Origin of the sequence: Pseudonocardia halophobica, assembly GCF_027922425.1 — a bacterium.
GTDB classification, from domain to species: Bacteria; Actinomycetota; Actinomycetes; order Mycobacteriales; family Pseudonocardiaceae; genus Pseudonocardia; species Pseudonocardia halophobica.
Genome location: NZ_BSFQ01000002.1, coordinates 408,125 through 429,366 on the forward strand (window position 1 = coordinate 408,125; position 21,242 = coordinate 429,366).

The 21,242-nt window shown below is 73.1% G+C and carries 17 protein-coding genes; 9 read left to right on the forward strand and 8 right to left on the reverse strand.

The features are described from left to right. Window positions 1-9: 9 nt before the first annotated feature. Window positions 10-1,743, forward strand: coding sequence for an AMP-binding protein (locus tag PKE99_RS04285; protein ID WP_037040032.1), 1,734 nt, complete (start codon window positions 10-12; stop codon window positions 1,741-1,743). Between the two features lie 43 nt (window positions 1,744-1,786). Here the strand turns inward: PKE99_RS04285 and PKE99_RS04290 are convergent, their stop codons facing one another. Next, window positions 1,787-2,833: an alpha/beta fold hydrolase gene (locus tag PKE99_RS04290; RefSeq protein WP_037040043.1), complete on the reverse strand. Its 1,047-nt coding sequence runs from the start codon at window positions 2,831-2,833 to the stop codon at window positions 1,787-1,789. A gap of 126 nt (window positions 2,834-2,959) precedes the next feature. On the opposite strand from PKE99_RS04290, the gene PKE99_RS04295 reads away from it, so the two are divergent. Continuing rightward, window positions 2,960-3,574, forward strand: coding sequence for a cyclodeaminase/cyclohydrolase family protein (locus PKE99_RS04295; RefSeq protein ID WP_051736693.1), 615 nt, complete (start codon window positions 2,960-2,962; stop codon window positions 3,572-3,574). A gap of 3 nt (window positions 3,575-3,577) precedes the next feature. Here PKE99_RS04295 and PKE99_RS04300 read toward each other — a convergent pair whose 3' ends face one another. The 6 genes from PKE99_RS04300 to PKE99_RS04325 are packed head-to-tail and all read right to left on the reverse strand — an operon-like array spanning window position 3,578 to window position 11,955. Continuing rightward, a complete protein-coding gene (locus tag PKE99_RS04300) occupies window positions 3,578-5,275 on the reverse strand; it encodes a formate--tetrahydrofolate ligase (protein WP_037040047.1) in 1,698 nt (565 codons plus the stop codon). Between the two features lie 28 nt (window positions 5,276-5,303). Next, a complete protein-coding gene (locus PKE99_RS04305) occupies window positions 5,304-6,218 on the reverse strand; it encodes a methylenetetrahydrofolate reductase (RefSeq protein ID WP_037040049.1) in 915 nt (304 codons plus the stop codon). Between the two features lie 12 nt (window positions 6,219-6,230). After that, window positions 6,231-7,211: an electron transfer flavoprotein subunit alpha/FixB family protein gene (locus tag PKE99_RS04310; RefSeq protein WP_037040052.1), complete on the reverse strand. Its 981-nt coding sequence runs from the start codon at window positions 7,209-7,211 to the stop codon at window positions 6,231-6,233. After that, entirely contained in the window at window positions 7,208-7,978 is a 771-nt protein-coding gene (locus PKE99_RS04315) for an electron transfer flavoprotein subunit beta/FixA family protein (RefSeq protein ID WP_037040054.1), read from the reverse strand. Before PKE99_RS04315 ends, PKE99_RS04310 begins: the two co-directional genes overlap by 4 nt. 3 nt (window positions 7,979-7,981) lie before the next feature. Next, on the reverse strand, window positions 7,982-10,492 hold the full coding sequence (locus PKE99_RS04320) for a GcvT family protein (protein ID WP_037040056.1): 2,511 nt from the start codon (window positions 10,490-10,492) through the stop codon (window positions 7,982-7,984). A gap of 11 nt (window positions 10,493-10,503) precedes the next feature. Next, the gene (locus PKE99_RS04325; protein ID WP_037040058.1) at window positions 10,504-11,955 is read right to left on the reverse strand and encodes a trimethylamine methyltransferase family protein; all 1,452 of its coding nucleotides are present in this window, start codon (window positions 11,953-11,955) and stop codon (window positions 10,504-10,506) included. A 96-nt stretch (window positions 11,956-12,051) separates the two neighbouring features. On the opposite strand from PKE99_RS04325, the gene PKE99_RS04330 reads away from it, so the two are divergent. From PKE99_RS04330 to PKE99_RS04350, 5 genes are read left to right on the forward strand one after another with little or no spacing between them, the layout of a single operon-like run. After that, complete coding sequence (locus tag PKE99_RS04330; RefSeq protein ID WP_037040061.1) at window positions 12,052-12,822, forward strand: IclR family transcriptional regulator; 771 nt, start codon at window positions 12,052-12,054, stop codon at window positions 12,820-12,822. After that, a complete protein-coding gene (locus tag PKE99_RS04335) occupies window positions 12,822-13,487 on the forward strand; it encodes a corrinoid protein (protein WP_037040063.1) in 666 nt (221 codons plus the stop codon). The genes PKE99_RS04330 and PKE99_RS04335 overlap by 1 nt, the downstream gene beginning before the upstream one ends. Beyond that, window positions 13,487-14,350 (forward strand): methyltetrahydrofolate--corrinoid methyltransferase, encoded by an 864-nt coding sequence (locus tag PKE99_RS04340; RefSeq protein WP_037040067.1) that lies wholly within the window; start codon window positions 13,487-13,489, stop codon window positions 14,348-14,350. The genes PKE99_RS04335 and PKE99_RS04340 overlap by 1 nt, the downstream gene beginning before the upstream one ends. Before the next feature lies 1 nt (window position 14,351). After that, entirely contained in the window at window positions 14,352-16,211 is a 1,860-nt protein-coding gene (locus PKE99_RS04345) for an ASKHA domain-containing protein (RefSeq protein ID WP_081923706.1), read from the forward strand. 28 nt (window positions 16,212-16,239) lie between these two features. Beyond that, window positions 16,240-16,839, forward strand: coding sequence for a DUF1638 domain-containing protein (locus tag PKE99_RS04350; RefSeq protein ID WP_037040068.1), 600 nt, complete (start codon window positions 16,240-16,242; stop codon window positions 16,837-16,839). On the opposite strand, the gene PKE99_RS04355 is transcribed toward PKE99_RS04350, so the two are convergent. Continuing rightward, window positions 16,836-17,678, reverse strand: a complete 843-nt coding sequence (locus PKE99_RS04355; RefSeq protein ID WP_037040440.1) for a pyridoxamine 5'-phosphate oxidase family protein — start codon at window positions 17,676-17,678, stop codon at window positions 16,836-16,838. The genes PKE99_RS04350 and PKE99_RS04355 overlap by 4 nt on opposite strands. A gap of 107 nt (window positions 17,679-17,785) precedes the next feature. Here PKE99_RS04355 and PKE99_RS04360 point away from each other — a divergent pair, with 107 nt between their 5' ends. Both PKE99_RS04360 and PKE99_RS04365 read left to right on the forward strand, forming a co-directional pair. Next, window positions 17,786-18,376, forward strand: coding sequence for a CGNR zinc finger domain-containing protein (locus PKE99_RS04360; RefSeq protein WP_037040069.1), 591 nt, complete (start codon window positions 17,786-17,788; stop codon window positions 18,374-18,376). 183 nt (window positions 18,377-18,559) lie between these two features. Then, window positions 18,560-21,181, forward strand: coding sequence for a LuxR C-terminal-related transcriptional regulator (locus PKE99_RS04365; protein WP_051736694.1), 2,622 nt, complete (start codon window positions 18,560-18,562; stop codon window positions 21,179-21,181). Window positions 21,182-21,242 lie beyond the last annotated feature (61 nt).

Genomic DNA, 21,242 nt, shown 5'->3' on the forward strand with positions numbered 1-21,242 from the left:
GAGACCCGCATGTCCGAGCACGAGCTCACCGCCCGGCTGCGGGCGGAGGACGAGCTGATCACCGACCGCCTGCGGCACTGGGCCCGGACCACCGGCGACCGCACCTTCCTCTACTACGGCGAGGACGACGTCTCGTTCACCTACGCCGAGTTCGACCGCCGCACGGACGCGATCGCCGGCAACCTCGTCGGCTCCGGCGTGGCGCGCGGCGACCGGGTGTCGGTGTTCAGCCTCAACCCGATGATCACCGCGCTGGTGATGGTCGGCTGCTGGAAGGCCGGGGCGGTCTACGCGCCGGTGAACTTCTCCTACACCGGGCGCCTGCTGTCGTACCAGCTCGACGACACCCGGCCCGTGCTGATCGTGACCGATCCGGCGCTGCTGCCCGCGCTGAACGCGGTCGCGGACGTGCTGGAGCAGCCACCCGCCGTCGCCCTCTACACCCCACCGGAGGGCGCCCACGACCACGCGGCCGCGCCCGACCTGCATCCGGCGTTCCGGCCCGTGGCCTGGGGCGATCTCGTGGCCGCCGCGGACGCGCCGGAGATCACGATCGCCTTCGACGACCCGGCCAACGTCTTCTACACGTCCGGGACCACCGGCCCGTCGAAGGGCGTGCTGCAGCCCTTCCGCTGGATGGCGCAGTACACGTGGGGGCTGCGGATGCCGCTGTGCGAGGAGGACGTGGTCTACAACGACCTGCCGATGTACCACGTGGGCGGGGCGCTGGCGAACTTCGGCCGCGCGCTCTGGCAGGGCAGCGAGGTCGCCGTGTGGAACCGGTTCAGCCCCACCCGGTTCTGGGAGCGGATCCACTCCCGGGGGGCGACCGCGGCGATCCTGCTCGACGTCATGATCCCCTGGCTGTCCAAGGCGCCCGCCTCCGCCGACGACCGGCGGAACACGCTGAACAAGGCGTACATGCAGCCGTTGCCGTTGCAGCACAACGAGTTCTGCCGCCGGTTCGGGATCGACCACGTGGGGGCCGGGTTCGGACAGACCGAGGCGGGTGCGCCGTTGGGCGTGCTGATCGAGGAGACCGCACCCGGTGAAGGGACGCCGGCCGATCTCTCTCGCGGGCACTCGCACTCGGCGCTGGCGGAGATCGCTGCGGCGAAGGGCGTGCCGGTGCTGCAGGCCTCGGAGGCGGGACGGAAGGGCCTGATGGGGAGGCCGAGCCCGTTCTTCGACGTCACGGTCCGGAACGAGCGCGACGAGGAGTGCGAGCCGGAGGAGCCCGGCCACCTCGCCGTCCGACCGAAGGTGCCGGGGCTGCTGCTGGAGTCCTATCTGAACAAGCCGGAGGCGACGGTCACCGCGACCCGCAACCTCTGGTTCCACACCGGCGACGCCGCGGTCGTCGGCGAGGACGGGCTGTTCTACTTCGTCGACCGGCTCGGGGACCGGATCCGGGTCCGCGGCGAGAACCTGTCGTCGTTCCAGGTGGAGGACATGCTCAACCAGCATCCGGTGATCCGGATGAGCGCTGCGTTCCCGATCCCGGGCGCCGAGGGGGACGAGGACGACATCGTGGCCTACGTCGTGCCCACCAAGGAGTCGCTCACGGTCGACGAGGTGGTGCAGTTCGCCGAGGACACCATGCCGAAGTACATGCGCCCCAGGTACGTCCGCATCGTCGACGACATCCCGCGCACGCCCACGAACAAGGTCGAGAAGTACCGGCTCCGGCAGCGCATCCTCGCGGAGCTGACGGGAGCGGAGGCCGAGGTGGAGCGCTGGTGACGTCGGCTCCGAGCGCCACCGGCGGGCCACGCGCTGCTCACGGTCAGTCCACGTGCTCCTTCAGCAGGTCACCGATGCAGGCGTCGATCTGCTCGCGGTCACGGTCGGCGAGACAGAACATCGCGAAGTGTGCCCACAGCGAGTCCACGACCCGGAACTCGCTGTTCGGGATCAGGCGCTGCTCGGCCTCGCAGTCCTCCGGCGGGAAGAACATGTCCCGGGAGAACGGCACGACGTACGTCTTCGCCGTGATCCGCCCGAGCGCGGCGGCCAGGTCCCCGTTCGTGTGCAGGCTGACGTCGCCGTGGCGCCACTTCCAGCCCATCCAGATGAGGTTGTTGGGGTCCATGGGCGCGAAGTAGTTCTCCCAGAACCGGTGCAGGAAGTCCTCGAGCGAGGAGAAGCCGTAGGCGCGGTAGGCCTCGGAGTTGTAGAACTCCGGGCACAGCCCCATCACCGACCAGGTCTGCGCGTGGCGGCGGAGACCCACGTGGACGTCGCTCTGGTCCTTGTAGAACCCGCCGTCCCAGGCCGGGTCGGACTTCAGCGCGTCCTCGTGCGAGCGCACGAAGATGTAGTCGTGGGCGGTGGTCCTGGCCGTACCGGCGAACGGAAGGGCCCGCTTGACCATGTCCGGGTACCGGACGGCCCACTCGTAGGTCTGCTCGGCGCCCATCGACCAGCCCAGCACGAGCTCGAGGCGCTCGATCCCGAAGACCTCGGTCACGAGCCTGTGCTGCGCCCGCACGTCGTCGCTGATCGTGACGTTCGGGAAGGCCCCGCCGTTGAACGGGGGCGGCGTGTTGCTCGGTGAGGACGAGAACCCGTTCGCGAACTGGCCCGGGAAGATGATGAAGTACTTCGAGGGGTCGAGCGGCCGGCCCTCCCCGACGAAGATCTCCATCGACGCCGACGTCCCGGACCACATGTGCGGGAACAGGACGGCGTTGTCCTTCGCGTCGTTCAGCGTTCCCCGGGTCTTGTACGCGAGCCGCGCGTTCGGCAGCGTGATCCCACCGGCCAGCTCGAAGTCGCCGAGGTCGAGGTACTCGTGCCGACCGTGGATCTCCTCCGAGTAGTAGTTCCCCATCGCTCCGGCACTCCCTTCGGACGTTTCCATGGTGACGTGGGTCACAGCCTCCTGCTGTCGGGGGCCGAGGGGGACCGCCATCCATCCCAATACCGGCGGCGCCGGGTCGCCGCTAGCGTGAGCGAGGTGCGGAGCTGGAGCATCGACGCGTATCTCGCACGTCTCGCGGCCAGGAACCCGTCGCCCGCCGGCTCCGCCGTCGCCGCGCTCAACGCGGCCCAGGCCGCGGCGCTGCTGGCGCTGGTGGCCCGGTTCCGCGTCGGCAGGGACCACCCGGTGGGCGAGGTCGCCCGGAGCGTGCTCGGGCGGGCGGAGGAGCTGCACGACGCGGCGCTGGGCCTGGCCGAGGCGGACATCGGCGCCGTCGACGAGGTCGCCGCGGCCTACGCGCTCCCGCGAGGCACCGAGGCCGAGCGGGCGCGGCGCAGCGCGGCGATCGCCGACGGCCTCCTCGCCGCCGCGGGCCCGCCGGCCGAGCTGGTCCGGGTCGGGGCGGAGCTCGTCGGGCTGTGCGAGCGGATGGCCGAGATCGGCAGCGGTGCCCTCCTCGCGGACGTGGCCGCGGCGGCCGACGCGACCGCCGCGGCGTTGAGCATCAGCCGCACGAACGTCGAGGCCGACATCGCGCCGCGCCGCGGTACGGCGGAGGCCGAGGACCTCGCCGCCGTCGTCGGCCCCGTCGACGACCTCCTGCGCCGGGCCGCACGCGTCCGCGACGACATCCGCCGTGCCCTCGGATGAGGGTCAGGAGAGGTTGACGATGTTGCCGTCCCGGTCGATGTCCACCCGGTGGGCGGCCGGGCTGGCGCCGAGGCCGGGCATGGTGCGCATGTCGCCGCAGATCGGGTAGATGAACCCGGCACCGACGGACGCCCGGACCTCCCGGACGGGCAGGCGCCACCCCGTGGGCGCCCCCGTGAGCGACGGGTCGGACGACAGCGACAGGTGGGTCTTGGCGATGCAGACGGGCAGGTGGCCGTAGCCGTTCGCCTCGTACGTCGCGAGCTGGCGGGACGCGGCGCGGTCGTAGTCCACCCCGTCGGCGCCGTAGACCTGCGTCGCGATCGTCTCGATCTTCTCCTCGAGGCCGGCCGAGTCCGGGTAGAGGAAGCGGAAGCGGGACGGCTCGTCGGCGGCCTCGGCGACCGCCTCGGCCAGGTCCCGGGCCCCGCGCCCCCCGTCGGTGAAGTGCGTGCAGACGGCCACCCGCGCGCCCATCTCCTGCGCGATCTCGGCGATCGCCGCGTGCTCGGAGGCGTGGTCGCCGGGGAAGGCGTTGACGGCGACGACCGGCGACACCCCGTGCATCCGGATGTTCTCGATCTGCTTGCGCAGGTTGGCGCCGCCGATGTGGACCTCGTCCGGGTTCTCGGCGAGGAGCGCCTCCGGCAGCGGCCGGCCGGCGACGATCCGGTGCCGGCCCGAGTGCGCCTTGAGCGCCCGCACGGTCGCCACGACGACCGCGGCGTCGGGGGTCAGGCCGGAGGCCCGGCACTTGATGTTGAAGAACCGTTCCGCGCCCATGTCGGCCCCGAAGCCGGCCTCGGTGACCAGGAAGTCGCCGCCGTGGATGCCGATGAGGTCGGCCACCACCGACGAGTTCCCGTGGGCGATGTTGCCGAACGGGCCGGCGTGCACGAGGACCGGCGTGTTCTCCAGCGTCTGCATGAGGTTGGGCTTCAACGCGTCCCGCATGATGGCCGTCATCGCGCCGGCGCCGCCGATGTCCTCCGCGGTCACCGGCGTGCCCTGCGGGGTGTAGCCGACGACGACGCGGCCGAACCGCTCGCGCATCTCCTGCAGCGACCGGGCGAGCGCGAAGATCGCCATGACCTCGCTGGCCGCGGTGATGTCGAACCCGGTCTGGCGCGGGATCCCGTCCGTCCTGCTGCCGAGGCCGACGATCACGTTGCGCAGCGCCCGGTCGTTGACGTCGAGCACCCGGCGCCAGGTGATGGCGTGCGGGTCGAGGCCGGTGGCGTTGCCCTGGTAGAGGTGGTTGTCCACCACGGCCGAGAGCAGGTTGTGCGCCGCGGTGACGGCGTGGAAGTCGCCGGTCAGGTGGAGGTTGAGCACGTCCATCGGAACCACCTGGCTGTAGCCGCCACCGGCCGCGCCGCCCTTGATCCCGAAGGTCGGGCCCATGGACGGCTGCCGGATCGCCACCGTGGCCTGCCGCCCGGTCTGGCACAGCGCCTGCCCGAGGCCGACGGTGGTGGTCGTCTTGCCCTCGCCCAGCGGGGTCGGCGTCACGGCGGACACCACCACGTACTTGGCCCGGGGCCGGTCCGCGAGCTCCTCGATCGCCGCGAGCTTGATCTTGGCGACGTGCTCGCCGTAGCCCTCCAGCAGGTGCGGCCCGATCCCCATGGCGGCGGCCACGTCGTCGAGCGGTTTCAGGGACGCGGCCTGCGCGATCGTCAGATCCGGCGGAAGGAACACGACAGTCTCCTCGGTCGTGGCAGGGGCGTCAGGCGGTCACCCGCAGGGAGTCGCGGTCGTCCACCTCGAACCGGCCGTCGCGGATGTCCGCGGCCCAGGCGGCGGTGGGGACGAGCGCCCCGAACGGGAAGAAGTGCACCGCGCGCAACAGGCTGCGCGGATCGGCGGCCACCGCGGCCGCCAGGCCGAGGAGGGTCGCGTCGGGGTGGTGGACCGGCGAGGTCGCCAGCTTGAGCACGCTGCCGGCCTGCTGCCGGAGCACCTTGAGGGACGGCCCCACCCCGCAGCGCAGGCCGTACCGGAGCAGGCGTGCGGGGGAGGTGAGGCCGGGTAGTCCGACGTGGACGGGCACGTCGACACCCGCGGCCCGGATCCGACGCTCCCAGGCGACGATCGGTCCGGGGTCGAAGCAGAACTGGGTGACGAGGTGCAGGTCGAACCCGCGCGCCCGGGCGATGCCGCACTTCGCGACGAGGGCCCGGAACAGCTCGTCGTCGTCGACGTCGGGGTGCCCCTCCGGGTGGCCCACGATCCCGACGCGGTGGATGCCGGCCTCCTCGAGGAGGCCGGCGTCGAGGATCTGCGCCGACTCGGAGAACTCCCCGACGGGCGTCGTCAGGGACCCGGCGAGGAGCAGGACGTCCTCGACCCCGGCCGCGGTGAGGTCGCCCAGCATGCGCTGCAGCGCGGGGCGGTCGGACACGGCCCTGGCCGCCAGGTGCGGCACCGGGCGCAGGCCGGCCTCCCGGACGGTGCGGGCGACCGCCACCGTGTCGGCCCACGGCTGGTCCGGGAGGAACGTCAGGTAGACGGACGTCCCGCCCGCCAGATGGTCGCGCAGCGGCGGGAGCGTCGCCGCCTCGCGAGGGGTGATCTCCACGCTGAACGGGAACATCAACCGGCGCACGGCGTCGCTCAGCTCGGCGTACGTGGGTGTGGTCATCGCGTGGTCCCCTCAGCCCCGGCGGCGCCGGATCTCGGCGTTGATCGCGGGCACGACCTCGTGCATGTCGCCGATCACCGCGTAGGTCGCCTTGGTGACCATCGGCGCGGCCTCGTCCGTGTTGACCGCCAGGATCGTCTTGGAGCTCGCGCACCCGGCCCAGTGCTGGATCGCCCCGCTGATGCCGCAGGCGATGTAGAGGTCGGGGGAGATCCGGCTGCCGGTCTGGCCGATCTGCTCGTGGTGCGGGCGCCAGCCCATGCTGGTGACCACGCGGGAGACGCCGAGCGCGCCGCCGAGCAGCTCCGCCAGCTCGGCGACACCCGCGAAGCCCTCCGCGCCGCCGGCCCCGCGCCCGGCGCCCACCACGACCTTCGCCGAGGTGAGCGCGCCCGACAGGTCCGGCGCGGCGGGCTCGGTCGACACGACCCGCGTCACCAGGTCCGCCTCCGTGACCTCCGGGGAGAACTCGCGCAGCGTCACGGACACGGCCGGGACCTGCTCGGCCTGGACGGCGTGGCCGGCGACGGTGAGCACCGCGGGGCGGAGGGGCAGGAGCATCTCCTCGAGCGCCGCGCCGCCCATCACCTGGCGGGTGACCCGCAGCGCCTCCCCGTCGTCCTCCGTGCCCAGCCCGACGACGTTCGCCGCCATCGGCACGTCGAGCCGCGCGGCCAGGTGGGCCATGACCTCGAGGCCGCGCGGGCTCCCCGGGGCGACGACGGCCTCGGCGCCGGTGGCCGCCATCGCGGCCTGCACGGCGGCGGCCCAGACGGCGCCGCCGTAGGCCGAGAAGGCCTCCCCGGTGGCGTGGTGCACCTCGCCGACGCCGTGACCCGCGAGCTGGTCGGCCACACCGTCCGGGCGCGCGCCGACCACCAGGGCGTGCACCGGGCCCCCGGTCCGCCTGGCGAGGGTGCGCCCGAACGTGACGGCCTCCAGCGACACCTCGGTCGCCCCCGCCGCGTCGGTCTCCACGAGCGTGAGGATCATCGGGCCACCCCCAGGCGCTGCAGCAGGTCGACCACGGCCGGCGCGGCGTCCGGTCCGGCGCCGATCACCTCGACGGTGCTCGGCTGGGCGGGCGGCAGCGTGAGCCGCACGCGGCCCGGGCCGAGCGGCTCGTGGCGCGGTGCCACGGTCTCGACCGGGATCTTCTTCGCCTTCATCCGCCCGACGACCGACGGGTAGCGCGGCTCCACGCCGCCCTCGAGCACGGTGACGACCGCGGGCATCGGCACGGCGTAGGTCTCGACGCCGTCCGGCCCGTCGCCGCGCGCCGTCGCCACTCCGCCGTCGACCTCGACCGTGCGTACCCCGTTGACGACCGGCCAGCCCAGCGCGTAGGCGAGCCGGACGCCGACCTGGAAGTCACCGGTGTCGGCGGCGTCGTTGCCGAGGAGGATCAGGTCGTACGTGCGGCCCTCCGCGGCGTGCGTCTCCACGACGGCGGCGATCTCCCGGACGACGTCCACCGGCCCGTACCCGACCGGGTCGGCGTCGATGTGCACGGCCGCGGCGCAGCCGACCGCCAGGGCGGCGCGGAGCTGCTCGACCGCCGCCTCGGGCCCCAGGGTGAGCACGGTCGCGGCACCGCCGGTGGCCGTGGCGATGCGCACGGCCAGCTCGACGGCGCAGTTCTCGTGCGCGCTCACGGTGAACCCGACGAAGCGGGCGTCGACCGCCTGCGCGTCGGACGTCAGCAGCACCTCGCCCGCGACGTCGGGCACCCGCTTGATGCAGACCAGTACGTCGGCCACGGCTCAGCCCCTGATCCGCTCGTTGGCCGGGTCGAACAGCGGCGTGGCGTCGGCCGACCCGACGGTCACCGGGTACAGCTCCTCCATGTAGGACACGGCGAGCCGGTTGCCGACCACCGCCTGGTCCGGCGGCAGGTAGGCCATCAGCACGTGCGTGCCCAGGGACGGCGCCGAGCCCGCCGAGGTGACGTAGGGGTGATGACCGTGCCCGTCCGTCAGCACGCCGCCGTCCCGGGTGAGGATCGGTTCGCCGCCGAGCATGTAGCGGTTGCGGCCGGTGGCCGACCGGTGGTCGTCGACGGTGAGCGTGCACAGCACCGCCCGGGGCTCGGCCGCGCGCTGGGCGAGGTAGGCCTCCCGGCCGACGAAGTCGGCGTCCTTCACCTTCGGCCGCGCCATCCCCGCCTCGACGATGGTGCGCTCGCCGTCGAGCTCGAACCCGAACGCGCGGTAGCCCTTCTCCAGCCGGCCGGTGGTGCCGTAGACGCCGATCCCGACCGGGACGGCCCCGTCCGGTCGCCCGGCCTCGTGCAGCAGCTCCCAGACCCGGGCGCCCTGCTCCATCGGGACGTAGAGCTCCCAGCCCAGCTCGCCGACGTAGGAGATCCGCGACGCGAGCACGCCGACGCTGCCGACGGCGATGTCGCGGCAGGTGAGGAACGGGAAACCGGTGTGCGAGATGTCGTCGTCGGTGAGGCGGCCGAGGATGTCGCGGGCCCGCGGACCCCAGATCCCGATGGTGGTGAACGACGAGGTCCGGTCCACGACCGCGGCGCCGTCGGGCAGGTGGTCGGCGAACCACTTCAGGTCGGCCATGCCGTGGAGGCCGCCGGTGACCACCCGGTACCGGTCGTGGGCCAGCCGCATCACGGTGAGGTCGGACCGGAAGCCGCCCCGGGCGTCGAGCACCGGCGTGTAGATCACGCGGCCCTCGGCCACGGCGGCCTGCGCGACGACGATGCCCTGGATCGCCTGCTCCGCGGCCGGTCCGACGACGTCGAAGATCGCGAAGGCGGACAGGTCGACGATGCCGGCCCGCTCGCGCATCGCGAGGTGCTCGGCGTTGATGATCGGTGACCACCAGCGGGAGTCCCACTCGTGCTCGCGCGGCATGACCGCGTCGCCGTACTCGCCGAGCAGGGTCTCGTTCGACGCGTACCACATCGGCCGTTCCCAGCCGACGGTCTCGAAGAACTCGGCGCCCGCGGCGCGCTCGGCGGCGTGCATGGGCGCGAGCCGCTTGCCGCGCTCCCCGGCCCACTGCTCGCCCGGGTGCACGATGCCGTAGGTCTTGTTGAACGCCTCCGACGTCCGCGAGCGCACGTGGGCGCGGGTGCGCTGGTGCGGGTAGAACCGCGCGATGTCGGAGTGGTGCAGGTCGATCTCGGGGTACCCCTGCGTCATCCATTCCGCGACCGCCCGGCCGACGCCGGGACCTTCCTTGATCCACACCGCCGCCGCCGACCAGAGACCCTTCACCTCGGGCGTCTCGCCCAGGATCGGGGCGCCGTCGGGGGTGAGCGAGAGGAGGCCGTTGATGGCGTAGCGGATCTCGGCGCCCTCGGCGGCGAGCGCGTCGGGCATGAGCTCGAGCGCCTGCTCCAGCTGCGGGTCGAAGTCGTCGGCCGTGAACGGCGTCTCCGTGGGGGAGAGCCGGGCCTGGTCGATCGACGGGATCTCCTCCGGGTCCCACAGGATGGGCCGGTGGGCGTAGGAGCCCACCTCCATGTCGGCGCCGTGCTGGCGCTCGTAGCAGAAGGTGTCCATGTCCCGGATGATCGGGAAGGAGATCTCGCCGGGCCGCTCGGCGAGCTGCGGGATCGGCCCCACCGAGATCATCTGGTGGACGGCCGGCGTGAGCGGGATCGCCGCGCCCGCCATCCTGGCGAGCTTCGGGCTCCACACGCCGCAGGCGATCACCACGTAGTCGGCCTCGATGTCGCCCCCGGTGGTGCGCACCCGCCGGATCCGCCCGCGCTCGACGTCCATGCCGATCACCTCGACGGTCGACACGACGGTGAGCGCGCCGAGGGCGAGCGCCGACTCCCGCATCAACGTGCCCGCGCGCAGCGAGTCGACCACGCCCACGGACGGCGTCCAGAACGCCCCGAGGATCTGGTCCTTGTCCAGGTACGGGACGCGCTCGACGACGTGGTCCGGGGTCACCAGCTCGGCCGGGACGCCCCACGCCCGCGCCGACGACATCCGCCTGCGCAGCTCCTCCATCCGCTCCTCGGTGCGGGCGACCTCGTACCCGCCGGACTCGGTGAAGACGCCCAGCTCCTTGTACTGCCGCATCGAGTCGAGCGTGAGGTCGGCGATCTCCCGCGAATGGTCGACCGGGAAGATGAAGTTCGAGGCGTGCCCGGTGGAACCGCCCGGGTTGGGCAGCGGGCCCTTGTCGATCTGCACGATGTCCCGCCAGCCGAGGCGGGCGAGGTGGTGCACGAGGCAGTTGCCGACGATGCCGGCGCCGATCACGACGACGCGGGCGGTGCGGGGCAGGTTCGCCATCGGTGGTCCTCCTAGTCGCCCAGCTCGCGGCGGCGCCGGGTCACGTACTCGGTGAGCTCCTCGCGGATCGCGTCGTCCAGCGGCGGGGGCTCGTACTCGTCGAGCTTCTTGTGCGCGACGTCGCGGGCCCGGGCGGCGGCGTCCTTGGCGCCGTTGCGCATCCACCGCTCGTAGTTCTCCGAGCTGTTGACGAACGGCCGGTAGAAGCAGGTGCGGAACCGTTCCATCGTGTGGGCCGCGCCGAGGAAGTGGCCGCCGTGGCGGACCTCGTCGTGCGCGTCGAACGCCAGTGACGCCTCGTCGATCTCCAGGGGCGTGAACTCGTGCTGCAGCATCTCCAGCACCTGCACGTCCAGCACGAACTTCTCGTAGCTCGTGACCAGCCCGGCCTCCAGCCAGCCGGCCGCGTGCATCACCCAGTTGATGCCCGCGAGGAACGTCGGGAGCATGGTCATCAACGACTCGTACCCGGCCTGGGCGTCGGGGGTCTGGCTCGCGGTGAGACCGCCGCCCGAGCGCACCGGGAGCCCGAAGCGGCGGGCGATCTGCCCGGTGCACAGCAGGCCGATCGCGGACTCCGGCGTGCCGAAGCAGGGCGAGCCGGACTGCATGTCGATGTTGGAGAGGAACGACCCGAAGATCACCGGGCAGCCGGGCCGGACCAGCTGGGACAGCGCGACGCCGGTGAGCGCCTCGGCGATCTGCTGGACCAGCGTCGCCGGGATCGACACCGGCGACATCGCCCCCATCAGCAGGAACGGGGTGAGCACGACGGCCTGGTTGGCCTCGCTGTAGGCGAGCTGCGCCTCCAGCATGCGCTCGTCCCAGCGCAGCGGCGAGTTGCAGTTGATGATCGAGATCGTGGCGGGGGTGGCCTCGATCGACGCCCGGCCGCCGAAGAGGATCTCGGTCATGGCGATCGTGTCGGCGGCGTTGACCCCGGACACCACGTTGCCCATGTAGATCTTGTCCGTGAGCGTCTGCAGCGCGTAGGTCATGTCGAGGTGCCGCGAGTCCAGCGGTGTGTCCTCCGGCTCGCAGATCACGCCCCCCGCCGAGTCGAGGGCGGGGAAGCTCTGGGCGAGGCGGGTGAGGTTGCGGAAGTCCTCCATCTTCGCGTCCCGGCGCACGTCGCCCTCGCGCACGAACGGCGCACCGTAGACGGCCCCGAACACCATGGCGTCGTCGCCGATGTGCACGGTGTTGGCCGGGTTGCGGGCCTGGACGTCGAACGACCGTGGCGCCTTGGCGACCTGCTCGAGCACGAAGTCGGGATCGAACCGGACGACCCCGTGTCCGTCCGACTCCTCGACCTTCTGGCCGGCCTGGCGGAACAGCTCCAGCGCCCGAGCCGACCCGAACTCCACCCCGATCTCGGACACCAGTCGGCGCCAGCCCGCGTCGAGGGTGTCCATCGCATCGGCCGAGAGGATCTCGTAGCGAGGCATGGTGTTGCGGAACATGTGCTTCTCCGCTCTTGACGTGCTGAGAGACCGGCGTCACAGTAACCGCCATCGTGGGAACTCGGGTTCCATAATGTGAAACTTTGGACGGCACTCATGGCGGCGCAGACAGGCAGTCAGGCGGTCGAACGCGCGAGTGCCCTTCTCGGCCTCATCGTCGAGTCCGGCGCACCGCGGACCTTCAGTTCGCTGGTGGACGAGCTGGGCCTGGCGAAGTCCACGACCTCCCGGTTGCTGCAGGCGCTCGAGCGCAGCCGGCTGGTGTACCGCGACCGCACCGGGGCGTTCCGCCCGGGCGCGCTGTTCTCGCTGCACGCCGCCCGGCCGAGCGCGCTGCACGACCTCTCCGAGCTCGCCCGCCCCACCATGGAGCACCTGTCCGAGCTCTCCCGGGAGACGGTGAACCTCGCCGTGCCCCGCGGCGGCCAGCTCGTCTCGATTGACCAGGTCGACAGCTGCTACCTGGTCGGGGCCACGAACTGGGTCGGCGTCGACGTGCCCGCGCACTGCACCGCCTCGGGCAAGGTCCTCTACGCCTACGGCGCGCTCCCGCGGCCGACCGGGCAGCTGGAGCGGCGCACCGCGCACTCGCCGGTCGACCGCGCGCAGCTCGAGCACGCCCTCGTCGAGGTGCGCCGCCGGGGCTGGGCCGCCTCGCTGGACGAGCTGGAGATCGGACTCACCGCCGTCGCGGCTCCGGTGCGGACCGTCGACGGCTCGGTCGTCGCCGCCGTCTCGGTCTCCGGGCCCACGAGCCGGATCAACGACTACGGCATCACCAGGCTCGGCGACGTCCTCGTCGCCGAGCTGCGCGGGCTCTCCGCGCTGCTGGGGCACCAACCAGGACGGAAGGAAGGCTTCGCCTGATGGATCACGACGCGATCCTGCGCGGGCTCTACGACGAGACCCTCGTCGGCAACAAGCCGCGCGTGCTGGAGCTGACGCACGAGGGGCTGGAGGGGGGCCTCACTCCGGAGACGATGCTGTTCGACGCGCTGATCCCCTCGCTCGAGGAGGTCGGCGCCCGGTTCGAGCGCGGCGACTTCTTCGTGCCCGAGATGCTGGTCGCGGGCAAGGCGATGAGCGGCGCGCTGGACATCCTGCGTCCGCTGCTCGCCGAGACCGGTGCGCAGACCGTCGGGACGTTCCTGATGAGCACCGTCAAGGGCGACGTCCACGACATCGGCAAGAACCTCGTGAACATCATGCTGGAGGGCGCGGGCTTCCACGTGATCGACCTCGGCGTGCAGGTGTCGCCGGAGAAGGTGATCGCCGGGATCCAGGAGCACGATCCCGACATCGTCGGGTTCTCCGCGTTCCTCACCACGACCATGCCGATGTTCAAGGCCAACATCAACGCGCTGCAGAAGGCCGGCCTGCGCGACAAGGTGATCGTGATGGTCGGGGGCGCCCCGGTCACCCAGGAGTACGCCGACGCGGTCGGGGCCGACGGCTACGCCGCCGACGCCGCCACCGCCGTCCGCAAGGCCAAGGAACTGCTCGCCGCCCGTCGTGCCGCCGTGGGGGTCTGATGCACACCGTTCTCCGCTCCGCGACCCGCGAGGTCGTCATCGGTCCTGATCAACCGTTCTGCCTGATCGGTGAGCGGATCAACCCGACCGGCCGCAAGATCTTCGCCGAACAGCTGCGCCGGGGCGATCTGTCGCGCATCGAGATCGACGTCGAGCAGCAGGTCGCCGGCGGGGCGACGATGCTGGACGTCAACATGGGCGTCCCGCTCGCCGACGAGGCCGAGCTGCTCGCCAAGGCCGTCACGATGGTGCAGGAGCTCACCGACCTTCCGCTGGTCATCGACTCGTCGGTGGTCGAGGCTCTCGAGGCCGGGCTCGCGGCCTACGACGGCAAGGCGCTGGTGAACTCGGTGACCGGCGAACGGGAGCGGCTGGACGCGATCCTGCCGATCGTCGCCCGGCACGGGGCGGCGGTGATCGCGCTGCCCAACGAGGAGGACGAGATCCCGGACGAGCCGGAGCGCCGGCTGGAGATCACGCGCAAGATCCTCGACATCGCCGTCGGGGAGTACGGCATCCCGGTCGAGGACATCGTGGTCGACCCGCTGGCCATGCCGGTGGGGGCGGACACGACGTTGGTCCGCACGACGTTGCGGACGATCGAGCTGATCTCCGGCGAGCTCGGCCTGAACATGACGCTCGGCGCCTCCAACGTCTCCTTCGGGATGCCGGGGCGCCCGGCGCTCGGCGCGACGTTCCTGCCGATGGCCATGTCCTGCGGGCTGACCAGCGCGATCATGGACGTGCGGTCGCCACAGATCGTCGAGGCGGTCAAGGCCGCGGACCTGCTGCTCGGCAACGACGAGTGGGGCGCGGCCTGGATCGCGCGCGCCCGGGCGGCGGCCGCGGGGAAGACGGCCTGACGTGACCGCGCTACCGGAGCTGCCCCCGTCGGACCGGGTCCGCATCCGGTTCGACCCCGACGGAGCCCGGCCTCGCGAGGTGCGGGTCCCCGCCGGGGCGACGCTGTTCGACGCCGCGAGCTGGAACGGCATCGCCGTCGACTCCACGTGCGGGGGCCACGGCACGTGCCGCAAGTGCCGGATGCGGGTCGTCGAGGGCGACGTGACGGTGTCCCGGCTCGACCCGCGCGCGTTCGGGCCGGAGGAGCTGCGTGCGGGCTGGCGGCTGGCCTGCCGCGCGCGGGCCGAACAGGACCTGCGGGTGGAGGTGCCGCCGCTGGTCACCCGGCCGAAGGCGGCCACGGTCGGCGTCGGGCGCCAGGTGATCCTGCGTCCCGCCCTGCAGAAGCGCTGCCTGACGCTGCCCGAGGCGACCCTCGCCGACCAGCGCACCGATCTCGAGCGCCTGCGCGACGCGCTGCCCGACCTCGAGCTCCGGGTGGACCTGCCGGCGATCCGGAACCTGGCCCGGGCGCTGCGGGCCGGGGACCACACGGTCACCGCGGTCGTGGTGGACGACGTGCTCGTCGACGTCGAGCCGGGGGACACGAGCGGGCGGCTCTTCGGCATCGCCTTCGACCTCGGCACGACGACGCTCGTCGCGACGCTGCTCGACCTCGCCACCGGCACCCCGGTCGCCGTCGCCTCGCGGCTCAACCCACAGCAGTCCCACGGCGCCGACGTGATCACCCGGATCAGCGCGACGATGACCGACCCGACGGCGCTGGAGCGGCTCACGGCGCTCGCCCACGACGGCCTCGACCGGCTCGCGGGCGAGGTCTGCGCCGACGGCGGCGTCGGCCGCGGCGAGGTCTACGAGATCGCGGTGGCGGGCAACGCCACGATGACGCACCTCGCGCTGGGGCTGGACCCCGAGCCGCTGGGCGTCGCCCCGTTCGTCATGGCGTCCCGGTCGTTCGACGACCTCACGGCCGCCGACCTCGGGGTGCGGGCGCACCCGCGGGCCCGGGCGTACGTGTTCCCGGCGCTCGGGGCCTATGTCGGCGGCGACATCGTCGCCGGGGCGCTCGCCTCCGGGATGGACCGCGACCGGCGCGTGCGGCTCTTCATCGACATCGGCACGAACTGCGAGATCCTGCTCGCGGACGGCGACCGGCTGCTCGCCACGGCCGCCCCAGCCGGGCCCGCGTTCGAGGGCGCGGCCATCCGCTGCGGGATGCGGGCCGCGCCCGGGGCGATCGAGGGCGTGAAGATCAGCGACGACGACGTGGTGCTGCAGGTCATCGGGGACGTCGAACCGACCGGGCTGGCCGGGTCGGGTCTGGTCGACGCCGTGGCGGCGATGGTGGCGGCCGGACTCGTCGACGCCTCCGGGCGCCTGGTGGCGCCGGACGCGCCGGGCGTGCCGCCCGGATTGGCGGCCCGGCTGCAGCAGGTCGGTCAGGAGCGGGTGTTCGTCCTGCACTTCCGGGGTGACGATCCGGCCGACTCGCTCTACCTGTCCCAGCGCGACATCCGCGAGCTGCAGTTCGCCAAGGCGGCGATCTCCACGGGCTGGCAGCTGTTGCTGGAGGAGCAGGGTCTGACCAGCGCCGACGTCGCCCAGGTGCTGCTCGCCGGGTCCTTCGGCAGCTACCTCGGCCCCGCCGCCGCGGTGCGGATCGGACTGGTGCCGGACGTCGCGCTGCTGCGCATCGTGAGTGCGGGCAACGTGGCGGGGGAGGGGGCCAAGATGGCGCTGCTGTCGGTGCGCGAGCGGGCGGCGGCCCAGGCACTGCTGGAGGAGGTGCACTACGTCGAGCTCTCCGACCGCGAGGACTTCAACGACCGGTTCGTCGAGCGACTCGCCTTCCCGGTCTGACCGCCTCGACCATCCGGACCGGGTCGCGGTGGTCGCGTGCGGGGCGCTCGCCCGCCACGTCGCCGACGTCGCCGGGCGTCGCGGCTGGCCCGTCGACGTCGTCCCGCTGCCCCCGCTGCTGCACAACCGGCCCGAGCGGATCGCCGCCGCCGTCGAGCGCGAGCTGGCGCGCCTCCGCCCGCGGTACGCGCGCGTCGCCGTCGGCTACGCGGACTGCGGAACCTACGGGGCGCTCGACGACGTGTGCGCCCGCTGGGCGGTGCCCCGGCTGGCCGGCCCGGACTGCTACTCGGTCTTCGCCGGCGCCGAGCGGATGCGGACGGTGCTCGAGGACGAACCCGGCACCTATGTGCTGACGGACTACCTGGTGGCGTCCTTCACGCGCTCGGTCGTCGTCGAGCTCGGTCTGGACCGGTACCCGGAGCTGCGCGACGACTACTTCGGCCACTACCGGCGCGTCGTCTGGCTCGCCCAGCACCCGACCCCCGGCCTCCGCGCGGCAGCGGCGCGGGCGGCCGACGTCCTCGGTCTGCCGGTGGAGGAGGTCGTCGTCGGCGACGTGCTCCTTGAGCGGGCGGTCGGGCAACTGGTGGCGCACACCGCACCCGGTCGGACCGGCCGCCCCTAGCTCGCCTCGCGCAGGGGCAGGGAGGGCCCGACCACCACGGCCTCGACCGTGAACCGCACCCCGCGGCCCTCGTCCTGCCAGTCGACCTCCGCCACGCCGGACAGGTGCACGGTGGCGCCCGTGGCGAAGTCGACGAAGACCAGCGCGGCGGCGGGATCGACGGCGATGTTGCCCAGGCTGTTGAACATGTTGTTGCCCGGGAGGTCCGGCCACCACAGCGTCCGCTCGTCCTCGACGGCGACCCGGCCGCCGCGGTGGGAGGCGTCCGCACCGCGGGTGGGGTGGCTGGTGCCGAGCAGGAACGTGTCGGCGCGGCGGATCAGGTCGACGTCGGCCGGGGCGAGGGCCGCACCGCGGCGGACCGTCGCGGGACCGGCGGCGGGTGCGGGTTCGAGGTCGCGCGGGTGGATGAACCGGGGGCAGTTGCCGTAGGCCTGGTCCACCTGGACGGCGAGTTCCCGGTCGTCCGCGCTGGTCAGCCGGCCGTTGATCCGGAGCCTGCGCCGCCGGGCGGGATCCAGGGCGAGCATGCCGATCTGCTGCCCGGCAGCGAGCCCCTCGAGGGGATCGCCGGGTGGGGGCACGGCGTGGACGAGCAGGTCGGCGGGCCCGCGGACGTCGACGAATCCGGGTGGCCCCGCCAGGGGCGTGATCCACAGCCGGTCGGTCCGGTCGCGGGCGGTGATCGCGAGGAACGTGCGCTCGGCGAGGAACCGGGCGGCGCCGCCGCGGAGGTCGGCGGCGTCGAGCATCCCGACGAGGCGCGCGGCGTCGTGGACGACGCCGGCACGGCGCTGCACGGCGAGCTCGCCCGGGTGGAACCCCTTCTCGTCGTCCACGACCACTCCTAACGGCTTATCTGCTTCGGACCATTAGGCAGGTTGCCAGGTTCTCGCCCCGAATGCAATGGATGACGGGGTTCTTGCCCATTAGGTAGGGTCCGGACATGGACCTCGACGCGCCGGGCACCTCCGCGCCGCTGCTCGGTGAGCCCACGCCCGTCGAGCTGATGAACACCGTGTGGGCCGACCGCGCCGGGGTCCACGACGCCCTCGCGACGCCCGACGAGGCGGTCGCCTGGCTGCGCAGGGTCCTCCCGGACCCGCCGGTTCCCGATCCGGACCGGTTGCGGCTGGTCCGGGACGCCCTGCGCCGGCTCGCCGCCGAACGGACCGGCGATCCGCGCCCGTCCGCCGGGTCCGCCGTCCCCACCCGCGCCGACGCGCTCCGCGTGCTCGACGAGGCGTGCGCCGCCGCCCCGACGTGGTCCTCGCTGCGCTGGGAGCCGGGCGAGGAACCCCGCCGCGAGGTCCGCAGCGACGCCGCCGGGGACCGGGTGCTCATCGCCGGGCTCGCCGAGCAGGCCGTCCGCTTCTTCGCCGGAGAGGAGGCGGCGGAGCTTCGGGCCTGCCTCGCCCCCGGCTGCGTCCTCTACTTCGTCCGCCACCACCCCCGCCGGGAGTGGTGCTCCGCGGGCTGCGGCAACCGCGCCCGCGTCGCCCGCCACTACCGGCGCCGGCGCCCGACATCCGACTAGAACCGCGGAGGCGCGACGGGCTCCCGTCGCGCCCCCGGGTGGGGGTGGTCGGTACGGTGGGTCGTGACACATGTTGACCCCCCTCGGGGTGGTTCGGCACGTGCTTCCCCCGACCTGGCTTGACACCTGTCCGGGCCCGTCGTGATCGTGAGGCAGCCTCATCGTGGAGTGCCGGAGGAGCCCTTGAACGCCGACGAGTGGAGCGAGATCCATCGCCTCTACGCGGCCGGCATGTCGATCAAGGGCATGGCCGCCCACCTCGGGATGTCCCGCAACACGATCCGGCGGGCGCTGTCGTTCGACGCCCCGCCGCCGGACCACCGTCCCGGCCGCGGGTCGGTGACCGACGCCTACGCCGAACAGATCCGCTCCCTGCTCGCCGACGAGCCCGGCCTGACGATCACGCAGATCGGGCAGCGGATCGGGTGGGAGCGCTCGCGCACGACGCTCGCCAAGCGCGTCGACCGGGAGCGACAGACGGTGGGCGGCACGGCCGGCCCGCTCCCGCGGACGGGCAGCGCGGTGCCGGAGTTCGCCACGGAGTTCATCGGGCGGCGCGCCGAGCTCCGCGAGCTGCGGGAGCTGCTGGGCGGCCACCGGCTGGTCACCGTGATCGGGGTCGGCGGGGTCGGGAAGACCAGGCTCGCCGCCCAGACCGCGGTGGAGCTGCGCCGCGCCTTCGCCGACGGCGTCCGCGTCGTCGAGCTCGCGTCCCTGCGCAACCCGGCGCTGTTGCCGCAGGCGGTGTTCGACGGGCTCGGGATCGCGCACCGCGACCAGCCGGACCGCTCGGCCGTCGACGCGCTCGTGGAGCACGTGCGCACCCGGCACATGCTGATCGTGCTGGACAACTGCGAGCACGTACTGGAGGCGGCGGCGCGGTTCGTCGACGACGTCCTCCACGCCACCTCCCGCGTCCACTTCCTCGCCACCAGCCGTGAGGTCCTCAACCTGCCGGGGGAGCGGATCAGCGTCCTGAACCCCCTGTCGACGGCGGGCGACCGGACGCCGGCGATCGCCCTGTTCGAGAGCAGGGCCCGGGACGTCCTGCCGGGCTTCACCGTCGACGACACCAACCGGGACGCGGTGCGGCGGGTGTGCGAGCGGCTCGACGGCCTGCCGCTGGCGATCGAGCTGGCCTGCGCGCGGCTGCGGGTCCTGTCCGTCCACGAGCTCGCCGAGCGCCTGTCGGACAGCGTGGACCTGCTCTCCACCCGGGGACGGGGCGGGGCGGAACGGCACCAGAGCCTGCAGGCCGCGATGTCCTGGAGCCACGAGCTGTGCACCCGCGAGCAGCAGCTCCTGTGGGCCCGGGTCTCGATCTTCGCGGGGGGCTTCGACACGCGGGCGGCGGAGGCCGTCTGCGCCGACGAGGCGCTGCCGGCGGGGTCCGTCCTGGACTGCCTGTACGACCTCGTGGGCAAGTCGATCCTGCAGCGCGAGGAGTCCCGAGGGCGCGTCCGCTTCCGGATCCTCGAGACGATCCGCGAGTTCGGCCAGGCCATGCTGTCGCCGGAGGAGAGCGAGCGGCTGCACCGACGGCACCTCGAGTGGTGCGCCGGACTGGTCACCGAGTCCGTCCGGTCCTGGTTCAGCGACGAGCAGTTCGAGATCTCCGAGCGCCTGCGCGCCAACCTGGCCAACGTCCGCAAGGCGCTCGAGACCGCGCTCGCCCTCCCGGCCGACGCGCACGGCCCGTCGGCGGCCGAGCTCGTGTCCGCCCCGTGGTTCCTCTGGGCCTGCGGGCTCTCCGCCCGCGAGCACGCCATGTGGCTCGGCCGGGTGCTGGAGCGGGAGGACCTGGGCCCGGCCCGGCGGGCCGCCGCACTCGGCACGCTCGGCCTGGTGCGGACGATGCAGGGCTACCGGTCGGCGGCCGAGCCGGTCGTCGCCGAGGCGCTCGAGCTCGCGCGCCGGGCCGGGGACGTCCCGGCCACCGCCTTCGCCCTCGACGCGCAGGGGCTGGGCGCCTTCTTCGACGGGGACCACCGGCGGGCCGAGACGCTGCTGACGGAGTCGCTCGCGCTCTACGAGAGCCGTCCCGACGTGCGCGGCGACCTGTCCTGCGCCGTGCAGGTGCACCTCGGGATGCTGCTCTGCTTCGACGGCCGGACCAGCGAGGCCCGGCGGTACTTCGACGACGTGCGCCGCCGCTGCGAGCAGGTCGGCGAGCGGTGGATGCTGTCCTACGCCGTGTTCGGCCAGGGGCTGGTCGCGGTGACCGAGGAGCGCTACCCGGAGGCGATCGAGCTGGCCCGCGCCAGCCTGTGCCTCAAGCGGGACTTCGAGGACTCGGTGGGCACCCCGCTCGCCGTCGAGCTGCTCGGCTGGGCGGAGGCCGGCGCGGGGTCGGCGGCCCGCTCGGCCGCCCTCGTCGGGGCCGCGTCGGTGCTCTGGCGTGCCTTCGGCCAGCAGCTCTACGGCTCGGCGCAGTGGATGGCCCGGCGGGACCGGTTCGCGCTGCGCGCCCGCTCCGAGCTCGGCAACGCGGCCTACGCGGCCGGCACGCGGCGGGGCGCGGCGATGGGCATGACCGAACTGCTCGACCTCGCCCTCGACCGGTCCGCCCCGGACGTGCCGGAGGGCGAGATCGAGCTGGTCGCCGTCCTGTCACCCCGGGAGCGCGAGGTGGCCCGCCACCTCGCCGCCGGTCTCACCAACCGGCAGATCGCCGCCGCCCTGGTGCTGTCGCACCGCACGGTGGAGGGCCACGTCGAGCACATCCTGCAGAAGCTGGGGCTGCAGAACCGCAACCAGGTCGCGGTCGCCCTCGCCGCGGCCCGCACCACCGCCCCCACGGGGTGACCGGAGGGTGACCACGTGGCGGACCACGTGGTTCCCCGGGTACGCCCGCGGCCGCACGTCG

Bases quoted from the DNA above. Each gene is read 5' to 3' on its own strand.
- PKE99_RS04335 (WP_037040063.1), top strand. From the start codon at position 12,822: ATGGATCACGACGCGATCCTGCGCGGGCTCTACGACGAGACCCTCGTC.
- PKE99_RS04360 (WP_037040069.1), top strand. From the start codon at position 17,786: ATGGACCTCGACGCGCCGGGCACCTCCGCGCCGCTGCTCGGTGAGCCC.
- PKE99_RS04325 (WP_037040058.1), bottom strand. From the start codon at position 11,955: ATGTTCCGCAACACCATGCCTCGCTACGAGATCCTCTCGGCCGATGCG.
- PKE99_RS04340 (WP_037040067.1), top strand. From the start codon at position 13,487: ATGCACACCGTTCTCCGCTCCGCGACCCGCGAGGTCGTCATCGGTCCT.
- PKE99_RS04290 (WP_037040043.1), bottom strand. From the start codon at position 2,833: ATGGGGAACTACTACTCGGAGGAGATCCACGGTCGGCACGAGTACCTC.
- PKE99_RS04320 (WP_037040056.1), bottom strand. From the start codon at position 10,492: ATGGCGAACCTGCCCCGCACCGCCCGCGTCGTCGTGATCGGCGCCGGC.
- PKE99_RS04330 (WP_037040061.1), top strand. From the start codon at position 12,052: ATGGCGGCGCAGACAGGCAGTCAGGCGGTCGAACGCGCGAGTGCCCTT.
- PKE99_RS04310 (WP_037040052.1), bottom strand. From the start codon at position 7,211: ATGATCCTCACGCTCGTGGAGACCGACGCGGCGGGGGCGACCGAGGTG.
- PKE99_RS04305 (WP_037040049.1), bottom strand. From the start codon at position 6,218: ATGACCACACCCACGTACGCCGAGCTGAGCGACGCCGTGCGCCGGTTG.
- PKE99_RS04285 (WP_037040032.1), top strand. From the start codon at position 10: ATGTCCGAGCACGAGCTCACCGCCCGGCTGCGGGCGGAGGACGAGCTG.